The following is a 19383-nucleotide window of genomic DNA, read 5'->3' as shown; positions in this document are numbered from 1 at the left end:
CGCTTTTTTTGTTTCTAGTCGACAAAGATCCGGACACTGGCGGCACGGCCGGCAGAATCGATGACCGTCAAGGTCGAATAACCCGCTCCATCGGGCACCCACTGATTGTCACGACGGCGCGACATATCGGGCAAAGGCTTGCCATTGGCCAGCCAACGAAACGGCGCCCGCCCCCCCTGCAGTTTCAGCGCGAGGGGTGACAGGGCGCCGCCGGTCTTCGCGCCGAGCTCGATCCGCGCGCCTTCCGGCGGATAGACGATCTGCGGTGCTGGTTCGCGCGTCGTTGCGGAGAGCAGACCGTTCGATGTCCGGGTGAAGCGGCGCTGGCTGATCGGCAGTTGTGCCTGCGCGATGCGCACCGCACCGCCTGGCGCGCGCGGCAGCGGCGTGACCGGCACGCCGGATTTGACAAACCCCTCGAACAGGATCGGCGCCGCCGTGCCGAAACCGGTGATACCCGGCACAGCGCCATTATCCGGACGGCCGACCCAGACGCCAAGCACGTAATTGCCATCGAAACCGACCGACCACGCATCGCGGTAGCCGTAGCTCGTGCCCGTCTTGTAGGCGATGCCGCGTTGCGCCGCGCCCAGCGGCGGCATGACACCCGACAGGATATCGGCAACATGCCATGCGGCCACCGGCTCCAGCAACGGTTCGGCTTCGATGGGCTGCGGTTTGCCCTGAATGCCATCCCCCAGCAGCACCGGCCTGCCGCGATTGGCCAGCGCAGCGTAGAGCTGCACCAGATCTTTCAGTGTAATACCGACACCGCCGAGACCGATCGCCAGACCCGGCGCTTCATTGGCGGGAAGCACGGGTCTCACCTCCGCCCGGCGGAAGCGGACCAGCAGCCGCGTCGGGCCCACCGCGTCAAGCAGGCGGACGGCAGGCACATTCAGCGACAATTGCAGCGCCTGCCTGATGCTGACATCGCCCTGATAGCTCATGTCGAAATTGCGCGGCCGGTAACCGAAGAAGTCCGCTGGACGGTCCTCGATGATCGTCTCCTGCGAAACGAGCCCGTCCTCGAAGGCCAGGCCGTAGATAAAGGGTTTCAGCGTTGATCCGGGCGAACGCATCACCCGCGTCATATCAATCCAGCCGGAGCGGCTGGCATCGAAATAATCGGCAGAGCCCACTTCGCCGACGATTTCACCGGTGCGGGCATCGGCCATCACCATAGCGATCGATACTTTGGGGCCAAGCTTGGCCGCCGCAGTCTTGGCAACGGCTTCAAGGCCCTGCTGAATCGGGCGGCGCAGCGTGGTCTGGTGCCGGTTGACCTGCGGCTCCCGGCGCAAGGCGGCTTCCGCCAGATGCGCGGCGTAGGCTGGAAGCTGCAGGCGGCGGGCAGGAATGGGTACCAGCCCGGCACGTTCGGCCTCACCCTCACCCACCACTTTGGCAACGGCCATGCGGTCCAGAACCCGCTCGCGCGCTGTCTCGGCAGCCGCGAGATTGCGGTCGGGACGGCGCTTTTCCGGCAATTGCGGCAACGCCACAAGCAAGGCGGATTCGGATACGGTCAGGCGGCGCGGCTCCTTGCCGAAATAGGCGAGGCTGGCGGCACGGATACCTTCGAGATTGCCGCCATAGGGTGCGTGCGTGAGATAGAGATCGAGAATCTGCGCCTTGGTCAGACGCCGTTCGATCTGCAGCGCCCGCACCAGCTGGGCAAATTTCGCGCTGAGCGAGCGCCCTTCCCGCGGTTCGATCAGTCGCGCCAATTGCATGGACAGGGTCGAACCGCCGGAAACGATGCGGCCGTTGCGGACCAGTTGCAGTGCGGCGCGAGCCACGGCCCGCGGGTCGACACCGCGATGCTGCCAGAAGCGCTGATCCTCGTAGGCGACAAGCATGCGAATGAACTGCGGATCGACATCGGCGGCCGTCGTCCGCAGGCGCCAGCGCCCCTCCGACGTGGCGAAGGCACGCAGCAACTGGCCATTGGCATCGACCACTTCCGGCGAGACTTCCACCGCCTTTTCCAGCGGCGGCGGAAACTTTTTGTCGGCAAGATCAAGGCCGAAGGCCAGCGCCGTCGCCACCACCAGATTGGCGGAGATGCCGATACAGAATGTGCGCCACGTGATCATCGGATCAACCGGTCTTGAACCTAGGTTTGTTTACTGTGCCGCCACAACCTCCATCCGGCCCGTGGCCGTGCGTGCGGAGAATTGCGGACGATACATGTCCTCAACGCTGGCTGCCGGATGATCGTAGGTGCCCGGCGTCACAGCCCGGACCACATAGGCCAGGGTGATTTCCCTGTTGTCGCCGGTATTGCGATCAAAGGCGGCAACAAAGCGGTCGCTGCGGAATTCCGTATGGGCGGCTTCCACTTCGCCGATCCAGTCGAAATTCGACAGTTGCGCACTGTTGACGAGGCCGGGATTGTCGATCTCGAAACCGGCGGGCAGAAGATCGGTGATCAGCACCCGCGACGGCCAGTTGTTGTTCTCGGTGACCTTGAGGACAACGACATAGCGCTCGTTCTGCTTGGCTTCGCTGACATTGGCTTCCGATCCGTCGAGCGTGTAGTAGGTCCGCTGGATGTTGAAGCCATCGCCGCCAGCGGGCAAAGGCTGGGCCGGCGCGGCAACGGTTGTCACGACAGCCGAAACGGCCTCGGTCGATCCGTTGGTGATGCTGACCGGCTGGGCGATCAGCTCGTCGCCGGTCATCCGCGCGGCATAGCCGCCCGTGTGCGCCACGCCATTGATGGCAAGCTTCAGATCGTTGTCACCGCCCTGGATGGCGCGGGCAGCCAGCAGCATCCAGGTCTGTTCCTGCGTGCTGGTATAGATCTTGCGCTCCCATTCCTTGGCAACGATCTGCGACAGCTGCGGAATGATGGCCGGCACGGGACGGCTTTCCGCTGCGAGCGCCAGAACCGCCGCATCGTCGCGCAGGGACGAGCCATAATCCGAGCGCACAAGGCTGACATTGGTGGCCTTGGTCGACATCTGCAGCGAATTAGTAAAGATGCTCTGCGACCGCTGCGCATCCCCGTAAAGCGCCAGGGCCGCCGCCAGATGGGCGCGCGACAATGGCGTCGGGAATTCCGACAGTTTCGTATCGGCGTAGTAACGCAGATCGCTGACGGCAGCCTTGCGGTTGCGGGCGAGAACATAGAGCGCATAGGCGATCTGATTGCCCTGATCCTTGACATTCACGTCATAGCTCAGCGAATTCTGCAGGTTTTCCAACGCCTGGACGAGCGCCTTTTCCGGCACGTCGTATTTCTGCTCGCGTGCGCGGGTCAGGAAGTCCGTGACATAGGCATCAAGCCAGAGATCACCCGAACCCGGACCCCACAGGCCGAAACTGCCGGAAGAGGACTGATAGGACAGGACACGGAAGATTGCCTCCTGCACGCGCTTCTGCACATCGCCATCGTCGGCAAGGCCCGATTGCTTGGCCAACTCGCTGAGATATAGCAGCGGCATGGCGCGGCTTGTCGTCTGCTCCGCACAACCATAGGGATAACGGTCGAGCGTCATGAGCAAGGCCGGTATATCGAAGGCCGATGACCGCGACACGTTGAGGCTGACCGATGCGCCCTGCAGCAGGCTGCTCGCCAGCAATTCGCGATCGATCTTCAGCGTGCTGTTCGGTGCGATCTTGATGGGATTGCGCACTGTGATCGGCAGCGACGCCGGGCGGACCGGAATGTTCAGCGATTGCTCCAGCGAAATACCCGCCGCGTTTGACAATTTGACTGAGACAACGCCGTCACCCGTCTGCTGGCCCTTGAGCGGCAGTGTCAGATTGAACTTTCCGCCCGCCGTCAGCTTGACGGTCTGTGCGGCTGCCTGCTGCTCGACGCCGACGGCCTGATTGCTCGTCACCTGCAACTGGTAGTCGCCTGCCGGGGCATCCGTATTGGCGATATCAAGCCGCAGCGCCGTCTTGTCTCCGGGCGCCAGGAATTTCGGCAGGCTTGCCGTTACCACGACGGGATCGCGAATGATGACATCCTTGCTGGCATGGCCGACACCGGCCTTGGACCAGGCAACCGCCATGACCCGCGCCGTCCCGTTGAACTGCGGGATGTCGAAGCTCACATTGGCCTTGCCCCCCGCGTCAAGCTTGACCGGACCGGAGAAGAAGGCAACGAGCTTTTCCGTGGGCGGACTGCCCTGCAATGGCATCTGTGCGCCATCGCCGCCGGTGCGCAGACGGCCGGCAGCACCCTGCGAGCCATCGATCAGACGGCCATAGAGATCACGGATTTCCAGACCCAGCTGCCGCTGGCCAAAATACCAGCCGTCGGGATTGGGCGCCTCGTAACGCGTGAGATTGAGGATACCGACATCGACGGCGGCAACCGTGACATAGGCCGTATCGCCAACGCCTGCGCCGGTCACCTGAACCGGAATGTTCAGCGGCTGGCGCGGCAATGTTTTCTCGGGCGTATCCAGCTTCACCGCGAGATTGCGGTCCCCCGGATTGACCCCCAACCACTTCACGCCAATGGCGCGCATCGGCATGTGACTGTCCCGGTCATTGCCGGGACGGTAGAGCGTTGCGGTGACATAGGCACCGGCGCCCCAGTCCGCGGTGACCGGAATTTCCACCTCGCCGCCTTCAGCGGGAATGCTCTGACGCTTCGTCGCTACCAGGCTCTCGGCACCGACCGTCACCAGAAGCTCGCCGGCAAAACGCGGCGATACTTTTAGCTTTGCCGTATCGCCCGGCGCATAGTTCTGCTTGTCAAGGGCGATCTCCAACCCGTCAGGGGTTTCGGTCGAGGTGGCGGCAACGTAATAGCCGGCGTCGAATTCCACGCTGGACGTCGGGCCCTCCACCTCTGCCGTTTCAACCTCCAGGCGGAAGCGGCCCCAGGTCACGGGAACGGAAATCTCCGCACCATCGGCGGTTGCATCGACCGTGCCATTGGCAACCAGCTTGGTTGAAATGATGGGCTCATATTTCCACGAACTGCCATCCCGGTACCACTGGTAATTGCGCTCGACGGCAACAAGTTTCCAGCTCAAGCCGCTCATGGCCTGTTTCTGGCCGTTGTTGTCAACGCCGATCACATGGAATTTGCCGATGGCATTTTCGGCCAGATCGCCGTCGAATTCGGGCTTGATGCCAATCTTCGCGCCCTGTGATTTCACCGGCAACGTCAAATTGCGTTCAATGGCCCGGCCGCCCGCCTCCTGCATGCGCACGACGATATTGGCGTTGAGCAATTGGGTTGTTGACGGGACTTCGTTCAGCGTCACATCGAAGGTTGTCTTGCCGTTCTCATCGAGCGCCTGCAAATCCTCAAGCGGAATGCGCGTGTCCTGGTTGCCCTGTTCGTCGGCCAGACCAAAGCGATAGCCTTTGAAATTGGCATCCTCGTGCGTCGGTTTGAGGCTGACCTCGCCCTCCAGCGTGAGACCTGCCGCCGGCGCACCATAGAGGAAGCGGCCATCGACACTGACCGGCGTGGGCGTGCCCACGGTGATGGCCTTTGCCTCGCTCGTCAGGTCGAACTCGACCCGGTCGGGAACAAAATCTTCGACCATGAAGGACTTTTCAGCGATGGGCGAACCCTTCGGGTCGGTATAGATCTGCATGTTCCAGGTGCCGCGCATGGCATTCGCCTGCAAGGCCAGATCGAGCGTATGGCCGCCAAGGGCTGCGCCATCACTGACCATGCGGCGGTCTTCGACCCCATCCGGGCGGCGGAATACAAAGGTCAGCGGCAGATTCTCGATCGCCTTGGCACCGATATCGCGGGCAAGGGCCGATGCATGCACGGTTTCACCGGCACGGTAGATGCCGCGCTCCGTCCAGGCGAGCACATCGATTGCGCCGGGAGCCGTGCGGCCGGTCACACCCCGGTCGGACAGGTCAAAACCGGCCCGCGTCATATCAAGAAAGACATAGTCCGCGTCGCCGTTCTTGGCGGTGATGACAGCCGGTGTCATGGCGGCAGTGCCGCGCAGCAATCCGGCGGTAAATGTCGCACGCCCGTCCGTATCAGTGATCGCGGTGCCGAGAATTTCATTGTTCTTGGCCAGGAGCTGCAGTTCCACGCCGATCAATGGCTGGGCGGTTGCGAGCGACCGGGCAAAAACGTTGAGCCCATCGGTACCGGTATAGGTGGAGAGCCCGATATCGGAAACGACGAACCACTGGGTCGCCTGCGAATCCCATTCATTGCTGTGGGCATCGGTGGAAACGGCGGTCAGCACATAGACGCCCGGCTTGCGTTTCGGCAAAGCCTCGTCAACCGGGAAACTGGTGACGACATCCTTGTTGAGGTCGGACTGGATATCGATCGCCCCCTGCCAGACCAGTTCGCCGGACTCATCCTGCAGTTTCTGGGCGTTGTAGCTATCAATCTGGGTGAGGAACTGCGAGCTGGTGAGCAGCGAGGCGATGCCGCGGTCGCCAATGCGGTACAGCTTCAGGTTGGCGCTAGTGGTATTGACCGAGACAATCGGGATGCCACGGCGCGCGGTGCTGGGCAGCACGAAACTGTCGCCGGTAAAGCGCACGACGGCCGAGCGGTCCTTGACGTAGATATCAAGATCAACCTGACCTTCCAGCGCTTCGCCGACCGAGGACGGCAGGCCGGCACGTAGCGCCAGCTTGTAGCGCTGGCCGTGGGTCAGGCCTTCCACGCAAATCTCACTACCTTTGGCTTCGACCGCCTTGGGGGCGACGCCGTCCAGCGTCACGAACGGCGCATAGTCCGTACCCATTTTGACCAAAGGCTCGGAGAACTGCACGCAGGCGCGCGGCGCGGCGCTATCCGCGTCGATGGTGTGATTGACGATACGGAATCCCTGGCGGGCCTTCAGATCGAGATAGGCGGCATTGACGGTCTTCGCATCGACAAGCGCAAGGCTCGCCTTGTAGGCGTTGAGCGCGGCGCGATAGTTCTGGGCATTCTGCAAGGCGGTTGCCAGCACCGCGAGGGCATCGGCCCGGCTCTGGGTCGTGCGCGTCAGGAGATAGCCATTATAGGCGGCCAGCGCCGCCTGGCCGGCAACATAAGTGTTCTTGTCGGCGCGGTTGGCCGCGCGGGCGGTCTCCACCCACAGATCCGCATCCTCCGGCGAAACCGCCAGCGCTCCCTTGAAGGCATTCAGCGCATTTTCGATATTGCCGGCGGCAAGCTGTGCGCGGGCCGTTTCCTTCAGGCTGGCGGCGCCCTGCCCCTTCTGCTCGTCCGTCAGGGCAAGACGTGCCTTGACCTGGCGCGCATCCTGCACAAGCTGGTCGGACAGGAATGCCAGTCTTGGCGGGGCGCCGATATCCGGCTCGCTCGTCGTTTCAACCACCTTGCCGGCGATGGCGCCGGGAAAACTGTGCAGTTCATTGAAGTCGGACTTCATGAAGCACCATTTCACCTTGGGATTGTAGGTGAAGGCCTTGCAGCTCGTCTCGGCCAGACAGACCGCCTCGCACTGGTCGAGGGTCACGTCCTGTTCGGTGCGCAGATCAAAACCGAAATAGTCCCCATCCTTGGTCGTGACAATGTCGCGATTCGTTTCGGCGGCACCGGCAGGTGCCCCTGAAACCAAAGCTGAGAGAAGAAAAACCGAAAAGCCGATAACCGCGCGCATAGACATGAAGTCCTCCCAACGCAACCCGTATGGTGGTGAGCCGCACTGTTCAAACTTCAGTATAACTTGTCAACAGATCATGCGGTGGGCGCGCGGTTGTCTTCGGCGATTTCCGAACGGATCCACGCCTGGAAATGCTGCATTTGCTGGGTCGGCTTGCGGTTTTTCGGCGAAACCAGCCAATAGGCGATATTGGAGGGCACGCGCAGCGGAAAGGGTGCGACCAGCCGGCCGTCTGCCAGCGCGTCTTCGACGAAGAGCTCCCAGGCCAGCATGATGCCTTGCCCGCTGATCGTTGCTTCGACCGCCAGCCATGGATCGGAGAATGTCGGGCCATCAAAGGCGAGCGGGCCATCGAGCCCGGCAGCGGCCTGCCATTCGTCCCAGCTGAACATGGGGTTTTCGTAACAGATGATCGGTTGGCGGAAAATATCCGCCGGTCCGGTCAGGCGTTCGGCAAAGCCGCGCGTGCAGACCGGGAACATCCTTTGCGGCAGCAGGCATTCCGGCGTGCCATCTCGCCACTCGCCGCTGCCAAGACGGATCGCGAGATCGATGTCGGAACTCTTCAGGTCGAGCACCCCAGGCGAAGGATCGATGCGGATCTTCATCTCGGGATGCGCCGCCCGCAGCCGTCCCAGTCGCGGCACCAGCCATTTTGACGCGAAGGTCGGAGCGACGGAGAGAAGCAGGGTCTGCTCGACATCGTCCGCCAGCGCCACGGCGCGCGACAGGTGCTGAAAGCCCTCTTCGAGCCGTGCGATGAAGGCCTTGCCGAAGAAGGTCGGGACCAGTCCCGCCCGGGTCCTGTCGAACACCGCATGGCCGATCTGTGCTTCCGTGCGGATCAATTGCTGGCTGACCGCACTGACCGAAACACCAAGCTCGGCGGCGGCTTTCGGCAATGACCCCAGCCGCCCGATTGCCTCGACAGCGCGCAATCCGTTGATGTGAACTCTATTCAAATTCTTCATCATGCAAATTCTTCATCCAGTTTTTCTACATCAGGATATCGCCATTCTTGATTGCTGACCGCAGAGAACGGGATCAAAATAGCACATTCCTCGATTCATGGGAGCTGTGTGATGAAGATTTTCTGGCTAATAAAATGGTTTGCAGAGACTCTCGTTCCGCCCAGCGAGGACAGCAGTCCCGTCGATCACGATGCGCTGGATCACTGGCGCCGTGATCCGCTCTCTCATCCGGCGCTGCAAGCCATGGGCCTCGATGAACTGGCCGACCTGCCCTTCGATCGATGCGGCCTGCGCAGTTGCTGAACGGGAATCAAAAAACAGGCCCCGCGAACGGAGCCTGCCTTGACCTATCTGAACGCTGTTATCGGAACAGAACGACCGCCTGCTGCACGGTCACCCAGACACCCCAGAGAATGGGAATACCCACCGCGGCCCAGGCGAGCGCCGCCTTCGCATCGAGCCCGCCATGGCCGATGCCGAACGAGCCGGTGGCGCCGGCATCCGCCGTCTTGGTCTTGGCCTGCAGGGCAGCAACCTCGGCGTCGGACATGAACCATTTCGATGCAAGCGGGCGGATAAAAAAGTTGGCGATAAAGCCCAGCGCCAGCATACCCGCGAGAATATACATGGTGCGGTCATAGACCTGATCGCGCGGCACGCCCGCATTGATCTGGAACTCACGGATGTAATTGACCACGACAGGCCCGACGATGCCCGCCGTTGCCCAGGCCGTCAGCAGCCGGCCATGGATGGCGCCGACGAACTGCGTCCCGAAAATATCGGCGAGATAGGCCGGGACCGTGGCAAAGCCGCCGCCATACATGGACAGGATCACGCAGAAAATCGCGACGAACAGCGCCTGGCTGCCCATATGGGCGGCGGTCGGCGCCAGCGCATAGAGCACGATGCCAAGCGCAAAGAAGGTGAAATAGGTGGCCTTGCGGCCGATCCGGTCGGAGAGAGAGGCCCAGAAGAACCGCCCACCGATGTTGAACAGGGAAATCAGGCCGGCAAAGCCTGCGGCAATCGAAGCGATGGCGGTTTTCTGGCCCGCATCCAGCTGGGTGAAGCTGACGTCGGGCAGGCCGATGAGCTTGCCCGCAAAGATTTCCTGCAGCATGGGCGAAGCCATGCCGATGACGCCGATACCGGCGGACACGTTGAGGCAGAGCACGGCCCAGATCAGCCAGAACTGTTTTGTCTTGTGGGCATCGCGCAGATGCACGTGCCGCGTGGTGATCATCGCCTTGGCATCCGTCGGCGGTGTCCAGCCTTCCGGACGCCAGCCGGCCGGCGGAATGCGGTAACCGAAGGCGCCGCACATCATGAACACGAAATAGCCGGCGGCCATGACCAGAAAGGTCTGCCAGACGCCGACAGTATCCGGTGCCTTGAAATGATTCATCAGAAGGTTGGCCAGTGGCGCCCCAATCATGGCACCGCCACCAAAGCCCATGATGGCCATGCCGGTCGCCATGCCGCGCCGGTCGGGAAACCATTTGATCAGCGTGGACACCGGAGAGATGTAACCGAGCCCGAGGCCGATACCGCCGATGACGCCGGCACCGACCCACATCAGCCAGAGCTGGTGCGTGATGACGCCAATGGCCGCCAGCACCATGCCCCCGCACCAGCACACGGCCGAGACCACGCCAGCCTTGCGTGGCCCGACGCGTTCAAGCCAGCCGCCCCAGATGGCGGCCGAACAGCCAAGAAGCACGAAAAACAGCGTGTAGATCCAGCCGAGATCGCTGACGCGCCAATCGCAGCTCGTGGTGAAAAGCGCTGTCAGAAGGTTGAGATCCGCACAGGCGACCGATTGCTCGACACCGATGGCGCGCGACAGCGGCAGCCAGAACACGCTGAACCCGTAGGCCATGCCGATACAAAGGTGAATGGCAAGCGCTGCGGGCGGCACCAGCCAGCGGTTGAAACCCGCTTTGGCAACGATGCGTTCCCGGTCGAGAATACCCGGGTTTTCATAAATCCGCGGCTCTGCCCTGTCGGTTGCTGACATGTGAATTCCTCCTCCAAGCCCTTATGGCGGTGATTCATGTTTTAGTATTTCAGTTTATCGGCCGGTTCCGGTTCGGCCTGATCGTCTTCTTGTTCGGGTGTTCTCCGGCCTTCTGGTCATCAAGAGGCAACGCAGGTCGGGCGGCCCAAAATGCCGCCCTTGCAACGTTCAAGCCGAGGCGAGAGCCGGCTTGCGGATATGGGACGCTGCCTCGACCACAAGCGGGTCAAGGCCATTGTCATCCTTTTCCAGGATGGCAAAGAGCTGGGTACGCATGCGCGGCTCCCAGAAATTGTTGATGTGGCCGGCCACACCCTCTACCGCCTCATCCTTGGGCTGGGTGTGAAAGAAGGTGGCGATCTGGTTGGCCATATAGACCAGCTTGTCGGCGGTTGACTGCCGATGATTCTCATTATCCATATTGCACCAATCGAACAGTTGGACTTTGCACAAGGGTGGGCGAGGCCTGATCCAGATTGGATTTTCCGGACGCAGCGGTGTCATCGGTTGCACTCGCCACTGCATTTACAGCGATCGGAATACGTTCGGCACGCGTGAAGACATCGAATTCGTCGCCGCGTACCAGCGCAACAAGCGTCATGCCCGCCGCCTGTGCGGTGCGCACAGCCAAGGCCGTCGGCGCGGATACGGCAATCAGGACGGAAGCGCCGATGATCGCCGCCTTCTGCACCATTTCGATGGAGACGCGGCTGGTGATCACGACGGCGCCCGATGCACCGTCGATGCCGGTTCGGCACAGGGCACCGGCAAGCTTGTCGAGGGCGTTGTGGCGGCCGACATCCTCGCGCGCGGCCACGATACCCTGGCCGGGAACATAAAATCCGGCCGCATGCACCGCACCGGTTTCATTGTGCAGCGGCTGCAGCGGCGACAGCAGCCGCACCGCCTGCGCCAGATCGCCCGGCGTCAGTTGCAGGCGCGTTGCATCGACTGAGGCCACCGGCTTCAACGCCTGTTCGATGGACTCGATACCGCACAGCCCGCAGCCAACGGGTCCCGCCATGCGGCGGCGGCGGTCGGTGAGTTCCTGTCCGGGCGCATCGGCGAGGCGCAGCTGGATATCGATGCCCTCGCCATGATCTTCAATGGCGATTTCGCTGATTTCGTCGAGCCGGGCAATAATGCCCTCCGACAGGCTGAAGCCGACGGCGAAATCCTCCATGTCGGCCGGGCTTGCCATCATCACCGCATGGGTGGTGCCGTTGTAGCTGAATGCGACGGGCGTTTCCTCGGGCACCATGCGGCTGCCGGTCGCGTAGACATCGCCCTCGCCCTTGCGGCGGCGGGTGATGCGCGGGACCTGCAACCGTGTGGGGCGCCCGGCCATATCTATTCCGCCGCGTCGAGTGTCTGGGCGATGCGCCGGCTCTGGCGGGCCTGTTCGTCATATTTGACCTGCCAGTCACTCGGCCCGTTGGAAGCCCCCACCTGAACCGCCGTCACCTTGTATTCCGGGCAATTGGTTGCCCAGTCGGTGAAATCCGTGGTGATGACATTGGCCTGCGTCGTCGGGTGGTGGAAGGTCGTATAGACCACACCCGGCGAAACCCGGTCGGTAATCAGCGCACGCAGCGTGGTCTCACCGGAGCGGCTTGATATCTTCACCCAGTCGCCATCGCGGATACCGCGCTGTTCGGCGTCGTGCGAATGAATCTCCAGCCGGTCCTCCTCGTGCCAGACCACGTTGTCCGTGCGGCGGGTCTGCGCACCGACATTATACTGGGACAGAATACGTCCGGTGGTGAGGAGAAGCGGGAAGCGCGGCCCGGTCTTTTCGTCGGTTGCCACGTACTCCGTGCGGACGAACTTGCCCTTGCCGCGGGCAAAACTCTCGATGTGCATGATCGGTGTGCCCAGCGGCGCCTTTTCATTGCACGGCCACTGAACGGAGCCCTCCTTTTCCAGGAGGTCATAGGACACGCCGGCAAAGCTGGGCGTCGTCAGGGCAACTTCATCCATGATCTGCGACGGGTGCGTATAATTCCAGTTGAGGCCCATGGTCTGCGCCAGTTTCTGGGTAACTTCCCAGTCGGCAAAACCGTTCTTCGGGCTCATGACCTTGCGCACGCGGTTGATGCGGCGCTCGGCATTGGTGAAGGTGCCGTCCTTTTCGAGGAAAGTCGAGCCCGGCAGGAACACATGGGCGTAGTTGGCGGTCTCGTTGAGAAAGAGATCATGGACCACGACGCATTCCATGGCGGCAAGACCGGCGGCCACATGCTTTGTATCGGGGTCGGACTGGAGAATGTCCTCACCCTGGATGTAGATGCCCTTGAACGTGCCATCGACGGCTGCATCCAGCATGTTGGGGATACGCAGGCCCGGCTCGTCCTGCAATTTGACGCCCCACAGCTTGTCGAAAATATCGCGGGTGGCTTCACCGGAGACATGGCGGTAGCCGGGAAGCTCGTGCGGGAACGAACCCATGTCGCAGGAACCCTGCACATTGTTCTGGCCGCGCAGCGGGTTCACGCCAACGCCCTTGCGGCCGATATTGCCAGTGGCCATGGCCAGGTTGGCTATGGCCATGACCGTTGTCGATCCCTGGCTGTGCTCGGTCACGCCGAGGCCATAATAGATGGCGCCATTGCCGCCGGTCGCGAACAGCCGGGCGGCTTCACGCAGCGTCTGCGGCGGCACACCGGTCAGTTGTTCGATCGCTTCGGGGCTGTGTTCTGGTGCGGATACAAAGGCAGCCCAATCCTGGAACTCATCCCAGTCGCAGCGCTCGCGGATGAATTTTTCGTCGAACAGGCCTTCCGTGACAATAACGTGGGACAGCGAGGTGACCACGGCCACATTGGTGCCGGGGCGCAGCGGCAGGTGGTACGACGCCGCCACATGGGGCGAGCGCACGAGGTCGATGCGGCGCGGGTCGATGACGATGAGCTTGGCGCCCTTGCGCAGGCGCTTCTTCAGGCGCGAGGCAAAGACCGGATGACCATCGGTCGGATTGGCACCGATGACGATAACCACATCCGTGTGTTCGACGCTGTCGAAATCCTGCGTGCCGGCGGATGTGCCGAATGTCTTGTTCAGGCCGTAACCGGTCGGCGAATGGCAGACGCGGGCGCAGGTATCGACATTGTTGTTGCCGAAACCGGCACGAACCAGCTTCTGCACGAGGTAGGTTTCCTCGTTGGTGCAACGCGACGAGGTGATGCCGCCGACGGAGTTGCGGCCATACTGGTACTGGATGCGGCGGAATTCATTGGCAACGTACTTGAAGGCTTCATCCCAGGAGACTTCGCGCCACGGATCGGAAATCTTCTCGCGGATCATCGGGTTGAGGATGCGATCCTTGTGGGTCGAGTAGCCATAGGCAAACCGGCCCTTGACGCAGGAATGGCCGCGATTGGCCTTGCCATCCTTGTAGGGAACCATGCGCACCAGTTCCTCGCCGCGCATTTCTGCCTTGAACGAACAACCGACGCCGCAATAGGCGCAGGTGGTTACCTTGGAATGTTCCGGCTGGCCGATCTGGATAACCGACTTTTCCGTCAGTGTTGCGGTCGGGCAAGCCTGCACGCAGGCACCGCAGGAAACGCACTCGCTGTCGATGAAATGTTCGTGCATGCCGGGCGAAACGCGGCTGGAAAAACCCCGCCCTTCGATGGTCAGCGCAAACGTGCCCTGCACTTCCTCGCAGGCCCGCACGCAGCGCGAGCAGACAATGCATTTCGACGGGTCGTAGGTGAAGTAGGGATTGGATTCGTCCTTGGGCAGCCAGCGATCATTGGCGACATTGTCCGCCTTGGCAAAGACGTGGTTGTCGCCGTGATAGCCATAACGTACATCGCGCAAGCCGACCGCACCGGCCATGTCCTGCAGTTCGCAATCGCCATTGGCGGCGCAGGTCAGGCAGTCCAGCGGATGATCGGAAATATAAAGTTCCATCACACCCTTGCGGATGTCCTTCAGGCGCTGGGTCTGGGTGTGAACGACAAGACCTTCCATCGCCGGGGTTGTGCAGGAGGCAGGCGTGCCGTTGCGCCCCTCGATCTCGATCAGGCAAAGACGGCAGGAACCGAAGGCATCGACCATGTCGGTCGCGCAGAGTTTCGGGACCTTGATGCCCGCTTCCATCGAGGCGCGCATGATCGAGGTGCCCTCGGGTACCGTGATCTCGTTGCCGTCGATGGTCAGGGTGATCATCTTTTCAGATTTGGAGGCTGGCGTGCCGAAATCGATTTCGTGGATCAGGGACATTTTGGGCTCCTATTCCGCCGCTTGCGCGACGGGCGCAGGACGAAAATCTTCAGGAAAATGCGTCAGCGCGCTCATCACCGGATAGGGCGTGAAACCGCCCAGCGCGCAGAGCGAACCAAACTTCATCGTGTTGCAGAGGTCGGTGAGAACCGCGATCTGCTTTTCCGGCTCGATATTGGCAGCGATGCGATCGACGACCTCGACACCGCGGGTCGAGCCGATACGGCAGGGCGTGCACTTGCCGCAGGACTCGACAGCGCAGAATTCCATGGCGAAACGGGCCTGTTTCAGCATGTCGACGCTGTCATCGAAGACAACGAGTCCGGCATGGCCAATGAGCCCGTCCCTGGCGGCGAAAGCCTCGTAGTCGAAGGGCGTGTCGAAGAGTTCACGCGGGAAATAGGCGCCGAGCGGACCGCCGATCTGCACCGCCTTGACCGGACGGCCTGTTGCAGTACCGCCGCCGATATCATCGACGATTTCGCCGAGTGTCAGGCCGAAGGCGGTTTCGAAAAGCCCGCCATACCGAACGTTACCGGCGATCTGCAGCGGAATGGTGCCGCGCGAGCGCCCCATGCCGAAATCCTTGTAGAATGCCGCGCCCTTGTCGAGAATGACCGGCACGGAGGCAAGCGATATCACGTTGTTGATGACCGTCGGCTTGCCAAAAAGCCCCTTGTGCGCAGGCAGAGGCGGCTTGGCGCGCACGATGCCGCGGCGGCCCTCGAGGCTTTCCAGCAGCGCCGTTTCCTCGCCGCAGACATAGGCACCGGCGCCAACACGCACTTCGATGTCGAAAGCATGGGCAGACCCCAGCACCGAAGCGCCGAGCACGCCGGCCTTGCGGGCGACATCAAGCGCCTCGTTCATCACGGCAATCGCATGCGGATATTCGGAGCGGGTATAGATGTAACCCTTGGTGGCACCGACGGCGATACCGGCAATGGTCATGCCTTCGATCAGAACGAAGGGATCGCCTTCCATGATCATGCGATCGGCAAAGGTGCCGCTGTCGCCCTCATCGGCATTGCACACGATGTATTTGCGATCGCCCGCCGCATCGAGGACGGTCTTCCACTTGATGCCGGTGGGGAAACCGGCACCGCCGCGCCCGCGCAGACCGGATTCCGTCACCTGGGTGACGATTTCAAGCGGCGAAAGGGCAAGGGCTTTCTCCAGTCCCTTCAAGCCGTCATGGGCGCGGTAATCATCGAGCGAGACAGGATCGGTTATGCCGCAACGGGCAAAGGTCAGGCGGGTCTGTTTTGCCAGGAACGGCAAGTGCTCGGTCAGGCCAAGCCAGAGCGGATGGGTGCGGCCTTCGGCCATGCCCGTATCGAGAAGCGAAGCCAGGTCGGAAGGTTTGACCGGGCCGTAAGCCACGCGGCCCGACGGTGTTTCCACCTCGACCATCGGTTCGAGCCAATACAGGCCGCGCGACCCGTTGCGAACGATGCGCGCATCGAGATTGCGGGCAACAATCTCATCCTGCAGTGTCCGGGCAACCTTTTCGGCGCCGAGGGCAAGCGCGCCGGAATCGCGCGGGACAAAGAATGTGACCGTCATAGCCGCACTCCCGTCGCTATTTCTTCGAGTTTTTCGTCATCCAGGCGGCCAATGACCTCGCCGTCCAGCATCGCGGCGGGCGCACAGGCGCAAAGGCCAAGGCAATAGACCGGTTCGAGCGTCACCGCACCGTCGGAGGTTGTTCCATGCCAGTCGATGCCGAGCAGTTCGCGGGCTTTTCGGGCCATGGCATCGCCGCCCATCGACTGGCAGGCCTCAGCACGGCACAGTTTCAGCACATGCCGGCCCGCCGGATGATCGCGGTAATCATGATAGAATGTGACAACACCATGCACCTCGGCGCGCGATATGTTCAGCGCCTGGGCAATCAGCGGCAAAGTCTCCTGCGGCACATAGCCGAACTCGCCCTGCAACTCGTGCAGAATCGGAAGGAGCGGACCTTCTTGGCCCTTCAACTGATTGATAATGTCTATCGCTCTCCCAGCGATATCGGTACTTGCGGTCTGCATTTCGTGCAGCGCCCTCCCTAAATGCTCCTCGTAGCCTAGAACAGATCAAAAACGACGCAACTAATCAATATACCAGTCCCGTTGGTCGATAGAAGATTTCTATCAAACCATATTGAGTTCGATGGCAAGCGCCCGGGCCTCATGCAGCAGGGCGGACACCAGCGGTGTATGCGGTTCGCGGTCCGCCGCCACCAGCCCGACAAGATGGCGTGCATCGGGCTCGACAATGGGAATAGCGCGGATCGGTTCGGAAAAACCCAGTGTTTCCGCAAGGTTGAGCGGCATGATGCTCGCCCACTTGCCGGTCCGTATGTGCGAGAACAGCACAATCATCGAATTGGATTCCAGCGTGGGGTGCACGTCCACCCCCGCTTCGTGCAGGTGTTTGTTGATGATCCGGCGGTTCTGCATGTCCTGGGTGAGCAGGCAGAGCGGCAACTGACCAACCTCCGCCCAGGTCACAAATTCGCGATCCGAATAGGTACTGCCTGTCGAGGTGATCAACTGGTAGCGTTCCGAATAGAGCGGAACCGAAGTCACCCGCCCGAGCGGCTCATTGTCGAGATAGCTGATTCCCGCATCGATCTCGAAATTGCTGAGTAGCGTCAGGACTTCCAGCGAGGTGCGCGAGGTCACCGAAAAGGTCACATCGGGGTGTTTTTCGCGAAATGGCGTCGTCAGGCGCGAAACCATGGCAAGCGCCGTGGGGATTGCCGCTATCTTCACATGCCCGGACAGACCATAGCGTGCAGCGCGGATTTCCTCGCGCATCGTCCGCGTATCGCCGACAATGCGCCGCGCCCATTCGAGTACGCGTTGGCCCTCCGGCGTCAATCCCTTGTAGCGTGAGCCGCGCTGAACGAGGACGACACCCAACGTATCTTCAAGCTGGCGGATCGCGGCCGACAGGGTTGGCTGCGTGACGCCGCATTCCTCCGCCGCGCGGCCAAAATGCTGGTTGCGCGCCAGAGCGATAAAAAATTCCAGCTTGTCGATCATCGAAATCCGTCCTCCGACAAGACTCTATCGATGATTACCCGCCGACAGCAAGAGCCATGGTCCATTCAGACCGTCAGGAACTTGCGCACCTCCGGCCTGTCGAGGCTTGCCGCATCGCCAGAATGGACGATCTCACCGCGATCCATGATGTAGACATGGTCTGCCAGCTCGCGGCAGAAATCGAGATATTGTTCGACGAGAAGGATGGCGAGACCGGTCTGATCGCGCAGAAACCGGATGGCGCGGCCGATATCCTTGATGATCGACGGCTGGATGCCTTCGGTCGGCTCATCCAGAACAAGCAGCCGCGGGCGCGTGACCAGCGCACGGCCGATGGCGAGCTGCTGCTGCTGGCCGCCAGACAGGTCGCCGCCGCGCCGGCCCAGCATGGTCTTGAGCACGGGGAACAGCTCGAAGACCTCCGGCGGCACATTGCGGTTGCCGCGTCTGGCGGCGGCAAAGCCCGTCGCCAGATTTTCACGCACGGTGAGCAGCGGAAAGATCTCGCGCCCCTGCGGCACGAAAGCAATGCCGGCCCGCGCCCGGTCGTAGGGCGGCTTCCTGCCGAGCGGTGCACCATCGAAGCTGATCGACCCCGACGATAGCGGGTGCTGACCGACAATTGCCCGGAGCATGCTTGTCTTGCCAACACCATTGCGGCCAAGGACGCAGGTGATGGATTGCGGCTTCACCTCAAGCGATATGCCGCGCAACGCTTGCGCTGCGCCATAGTGAAGGGAAGCATTTTCAACCGTAAGCATTAGAAAATTCCTTCCCATTGACGTGCCACACACCACCTCATCGCCCGAGATAGACCTCGATGACACGCGGATCATTGCTGACGTGATCGAGCGAGCCCTCGGCCAGCACCGAGCCCTCGTGCAGGCAGGTGACCTTCACGCCGAGCTCGCGCACGAAATGCATGTCATGCTCCACCACGATCACCGAGCGGGTGCGGGCGATGTCGCGCAGGAGTTTCGCCGTCTCTGCGGTTTCCGCGTCGGTCATCCCGGCGACCGGCTCATCCACCAGCAGCAATTTCGGGTCCTGCGCGAGCAGCATCCCGATCTCCAGCCATTGCTTCTGGCCGTGCGAAAGACTGGCCGCCAGCCAGTGGCGCTTTTCAAACAGCCGGATCGTGTAGAGGATTTCGTGGATACGGTCGGCTTCATCCCTGCTCTGGCGATGAAACAGCGCTGACAGGGCCGAGCGCGGCCCGGACAGGGCCAGCACCAGATTGTCCTCAACCGTGTGGCTTTCGAAGACCGTCGGCTTCTGGAACTTACGGCCGATGCCGAGCATGGCAATGTCGGCTTCGTCATAGCCAGTCAGGTCGACCGTGCCGTTGAAATAGACATCGCCGCTATCCGGCTTGGTCTTGCCGGTGATGATATCCATCATGGTGGTTTTCCCCGCGCCATTCGGACCGATGATGGCCCGCATCTCTCCCGACTGAAGCACGAGCGAAAGGTTGTTGATGGCACGGAATCCATCAAAGGAAACCGAAACGCCGTCGAGATAAAGCAATGTGTCCTTGGCCTTCATGGGAG

13 protein-coding genes are annotated in these 19383 nt (G+C 61.7%); 1 reads left to right on the top strand and 12 read right to left on the bottom strand.

Going from position 1 to position 19383, the window contains the following annotated elements; all coding sequences use genetic code 11:
* Positions 1-14: 14 nt before the first annotated feature.
* The 3 genes from pbpC to ACIQWS_RS03355 all read right to left on the bottom strand — a co-directional run bounded on the left by pbpC (position 15) and on the right by ACIQWS_RS03355 (position 8554).
* A complete protein-coding gene (gene pbpC, locus ACIQWS_RS03365; RefSeq protein ID WP_403170185.1) occupies positions 15-2099 on the bottom strand; it encodes a penicillin-binding protein 1C in 2085 nt (694 codons plus the stop codon).
* A 30-nt stretch (positions 2100-2129) separates the two neighbouring features.
* Positions 2130-7577 carry an MG2 domain-containing protein gene (locus ACIQWS_RS03360; protein WP_403177432.1) on the bottom strand — a complete coding sequence of 1816 codons (5448 nt, stop codon included), beginning with the start codon at positions 7575-7577 and terminating at the stop codon, positions 2130-2132.
* 77 nt (positions 7578-7654) lie between these two features.
* Positions 7655-8554, bottom strand: coding sequence for a LysR substrate-binding domain-containing protein (locus tag ACIQWS_RS03355; RefSeq protein WP_346307330.1), 900 nt, complete (start codon positions 8552-8554; stop codon positions 7655-7657).
* 108 nt (positions 8555-8662) lie between these two features.
* Here ACIQWS_RS03355 and ACIQWS_RS03350 point away from each other — a divergent pair, with 108 nt between their 5' ends.
* Positions 8663-8854: a hypothetical protein gene (locus tag ACIQWS_RS03350; protein WP_403170180.1), complete on the top strand. Its 192-nt coding sequence runs from the start codon at positions 8663-8665 to the stop codon at positions 8852-8854.
* 58 nt (positions 8855-8912) lie between these two features.
* Here the strand turns inward: ACIQWS_RS03350 and ACIQWS_RS03345 are convergent, their stop codons facing one another.
* The 9 genes from ACIQWS_RS03345 to urtD form a co-directional block, all read right to left on the bottom strand.
* The gene (locus ACIQWS_RS03345) at positions 8913-10568 is read right to left on the bottom strand and encodes an OFA family MFS transporter (RefSeq protein WP_403170177.1); all 1656 of its coding nucleotides are present in this window, start codon (positions 10566-10568) and stop codon (positions 8913-8915) included.
* Positions 10569-10736: 168 nt separating this feature from the next.
* The gene (locus tag ACIQWS_RS03340; protein ID WP_403170174.1) at positions 10737-10988 is read right to left on the bottom strand and encodes a formate dehydrogenase subunit delta; all 252 of its coding nucleotides are present in this window, start codon (positions 10986-10988) and stop codon (positions 10737-10739) included.
* Positions 10981-11916: a formate dehydrogenase accessory sulfurtransferase FdhD gene (fdhD, locus tag ACIQWS_RS03335; RefSeq protein WP_403170171.1), complete on the bottom strand. Its 936-nt coding sequence runs from the start codon at positions 11914-11916 to the stop codon at positions 10981-10983. Before fdhD ends, ACIQWS_RS03340 begins: the two co-directional genes overlap by 8 nt.
* Before the next feature lie 2 nt (positions 11917-11918).
* Positions 11919-14798, bottom strand: a complete 2880-nt coding sequence (fdhF, locus tag ACIQWS_RS03330) for a formate dehydrogenase subunit alpha (protein ID WP_403170167.1) — start codon at positions 14796-14798, stop codon at positions 11919-11921.
* Between the two features lie 9 nt (positions 14799-14807).
* Positions 14808-16364 (bottom strand): formate dehydrogenase beta subunit, encoded by a 1557-nt coding sequence (locus ACIQWS_RS03325; RefSeq protein WP_403170164.1) that lies wholly within the window; start codon positions 16362-16364, stop codon positions 14808-14810.
* Positions 16361-16834 carry a formate dehydrogenase subunit gamma gene (locus ACIQWS_RS03320; RefSeq protein WP_346306654.1) on the bottom strand — a complete coding sequence of 158 codons (474 nt, stop codon included), beginning with the start codon at positions 16832-16834 and terminating at the stop codon, positions 16361-16363. Before ACIQWS_RS03320 ends, ACIQWS_RS03325 begins: the two co-directional genes overlap by 4 nt.
* 102 nt (positions 16835-16936) lie before the next feature.
* On the bottom strand, positions 16937-17833 hold the full coding sequence (locus ACIQWS_RS03315) for a LysR family transcriptional regulator (protein ID WP_223611641.1): 897 nt from the start codon (positions 17831-17833) through the stop codon (positions 16937-16939).
* Positions 17834-17898: 65 nt separating this feature from the next.
* The gene (gene urtE / locus ACIQWS_RS03310; RefSeq protein WP_223611642.1) at positions 17899-18594 is read right to left on the bottom strand and encodes an urea ABC transporter ATP-binding subunit UrtE; all 696 of its coding nucleotides are present in this window, start codon (positions 18592-18594) and stop codon (positions 17899-17901) included.
* Between the two features lie 37 nt (positions 18595-18631).
* Complete coding sequence (gene urtD / locus ACIQWS_RS03305; protein WP_346306653.1) at positions 18632-19378, bottom strand: urea ABC transporter ATP-binding protein UrtD; 747 nt, start codon at positions 19376-19378, stop codon at positions 18632-18634.
* Positions 19379-19383: the final 5 nt, after the last annotated feature.

The sequence above is a fragment of the Phyllobacterium sp. NPDC097923 genome (genome assembly GCF_044760925.1).
GTDB lineage: Bacteria > Pseudomonadota > Alphaproteobacteria > Rhizobiales > Rhizobiaceae > Phyllobacterium > Phyllobacterium calauticae.
Note: the sequence above shows the minus strand (reverse complement) of the source record. Positions and strands in the feature narration are given on the sequence as shown.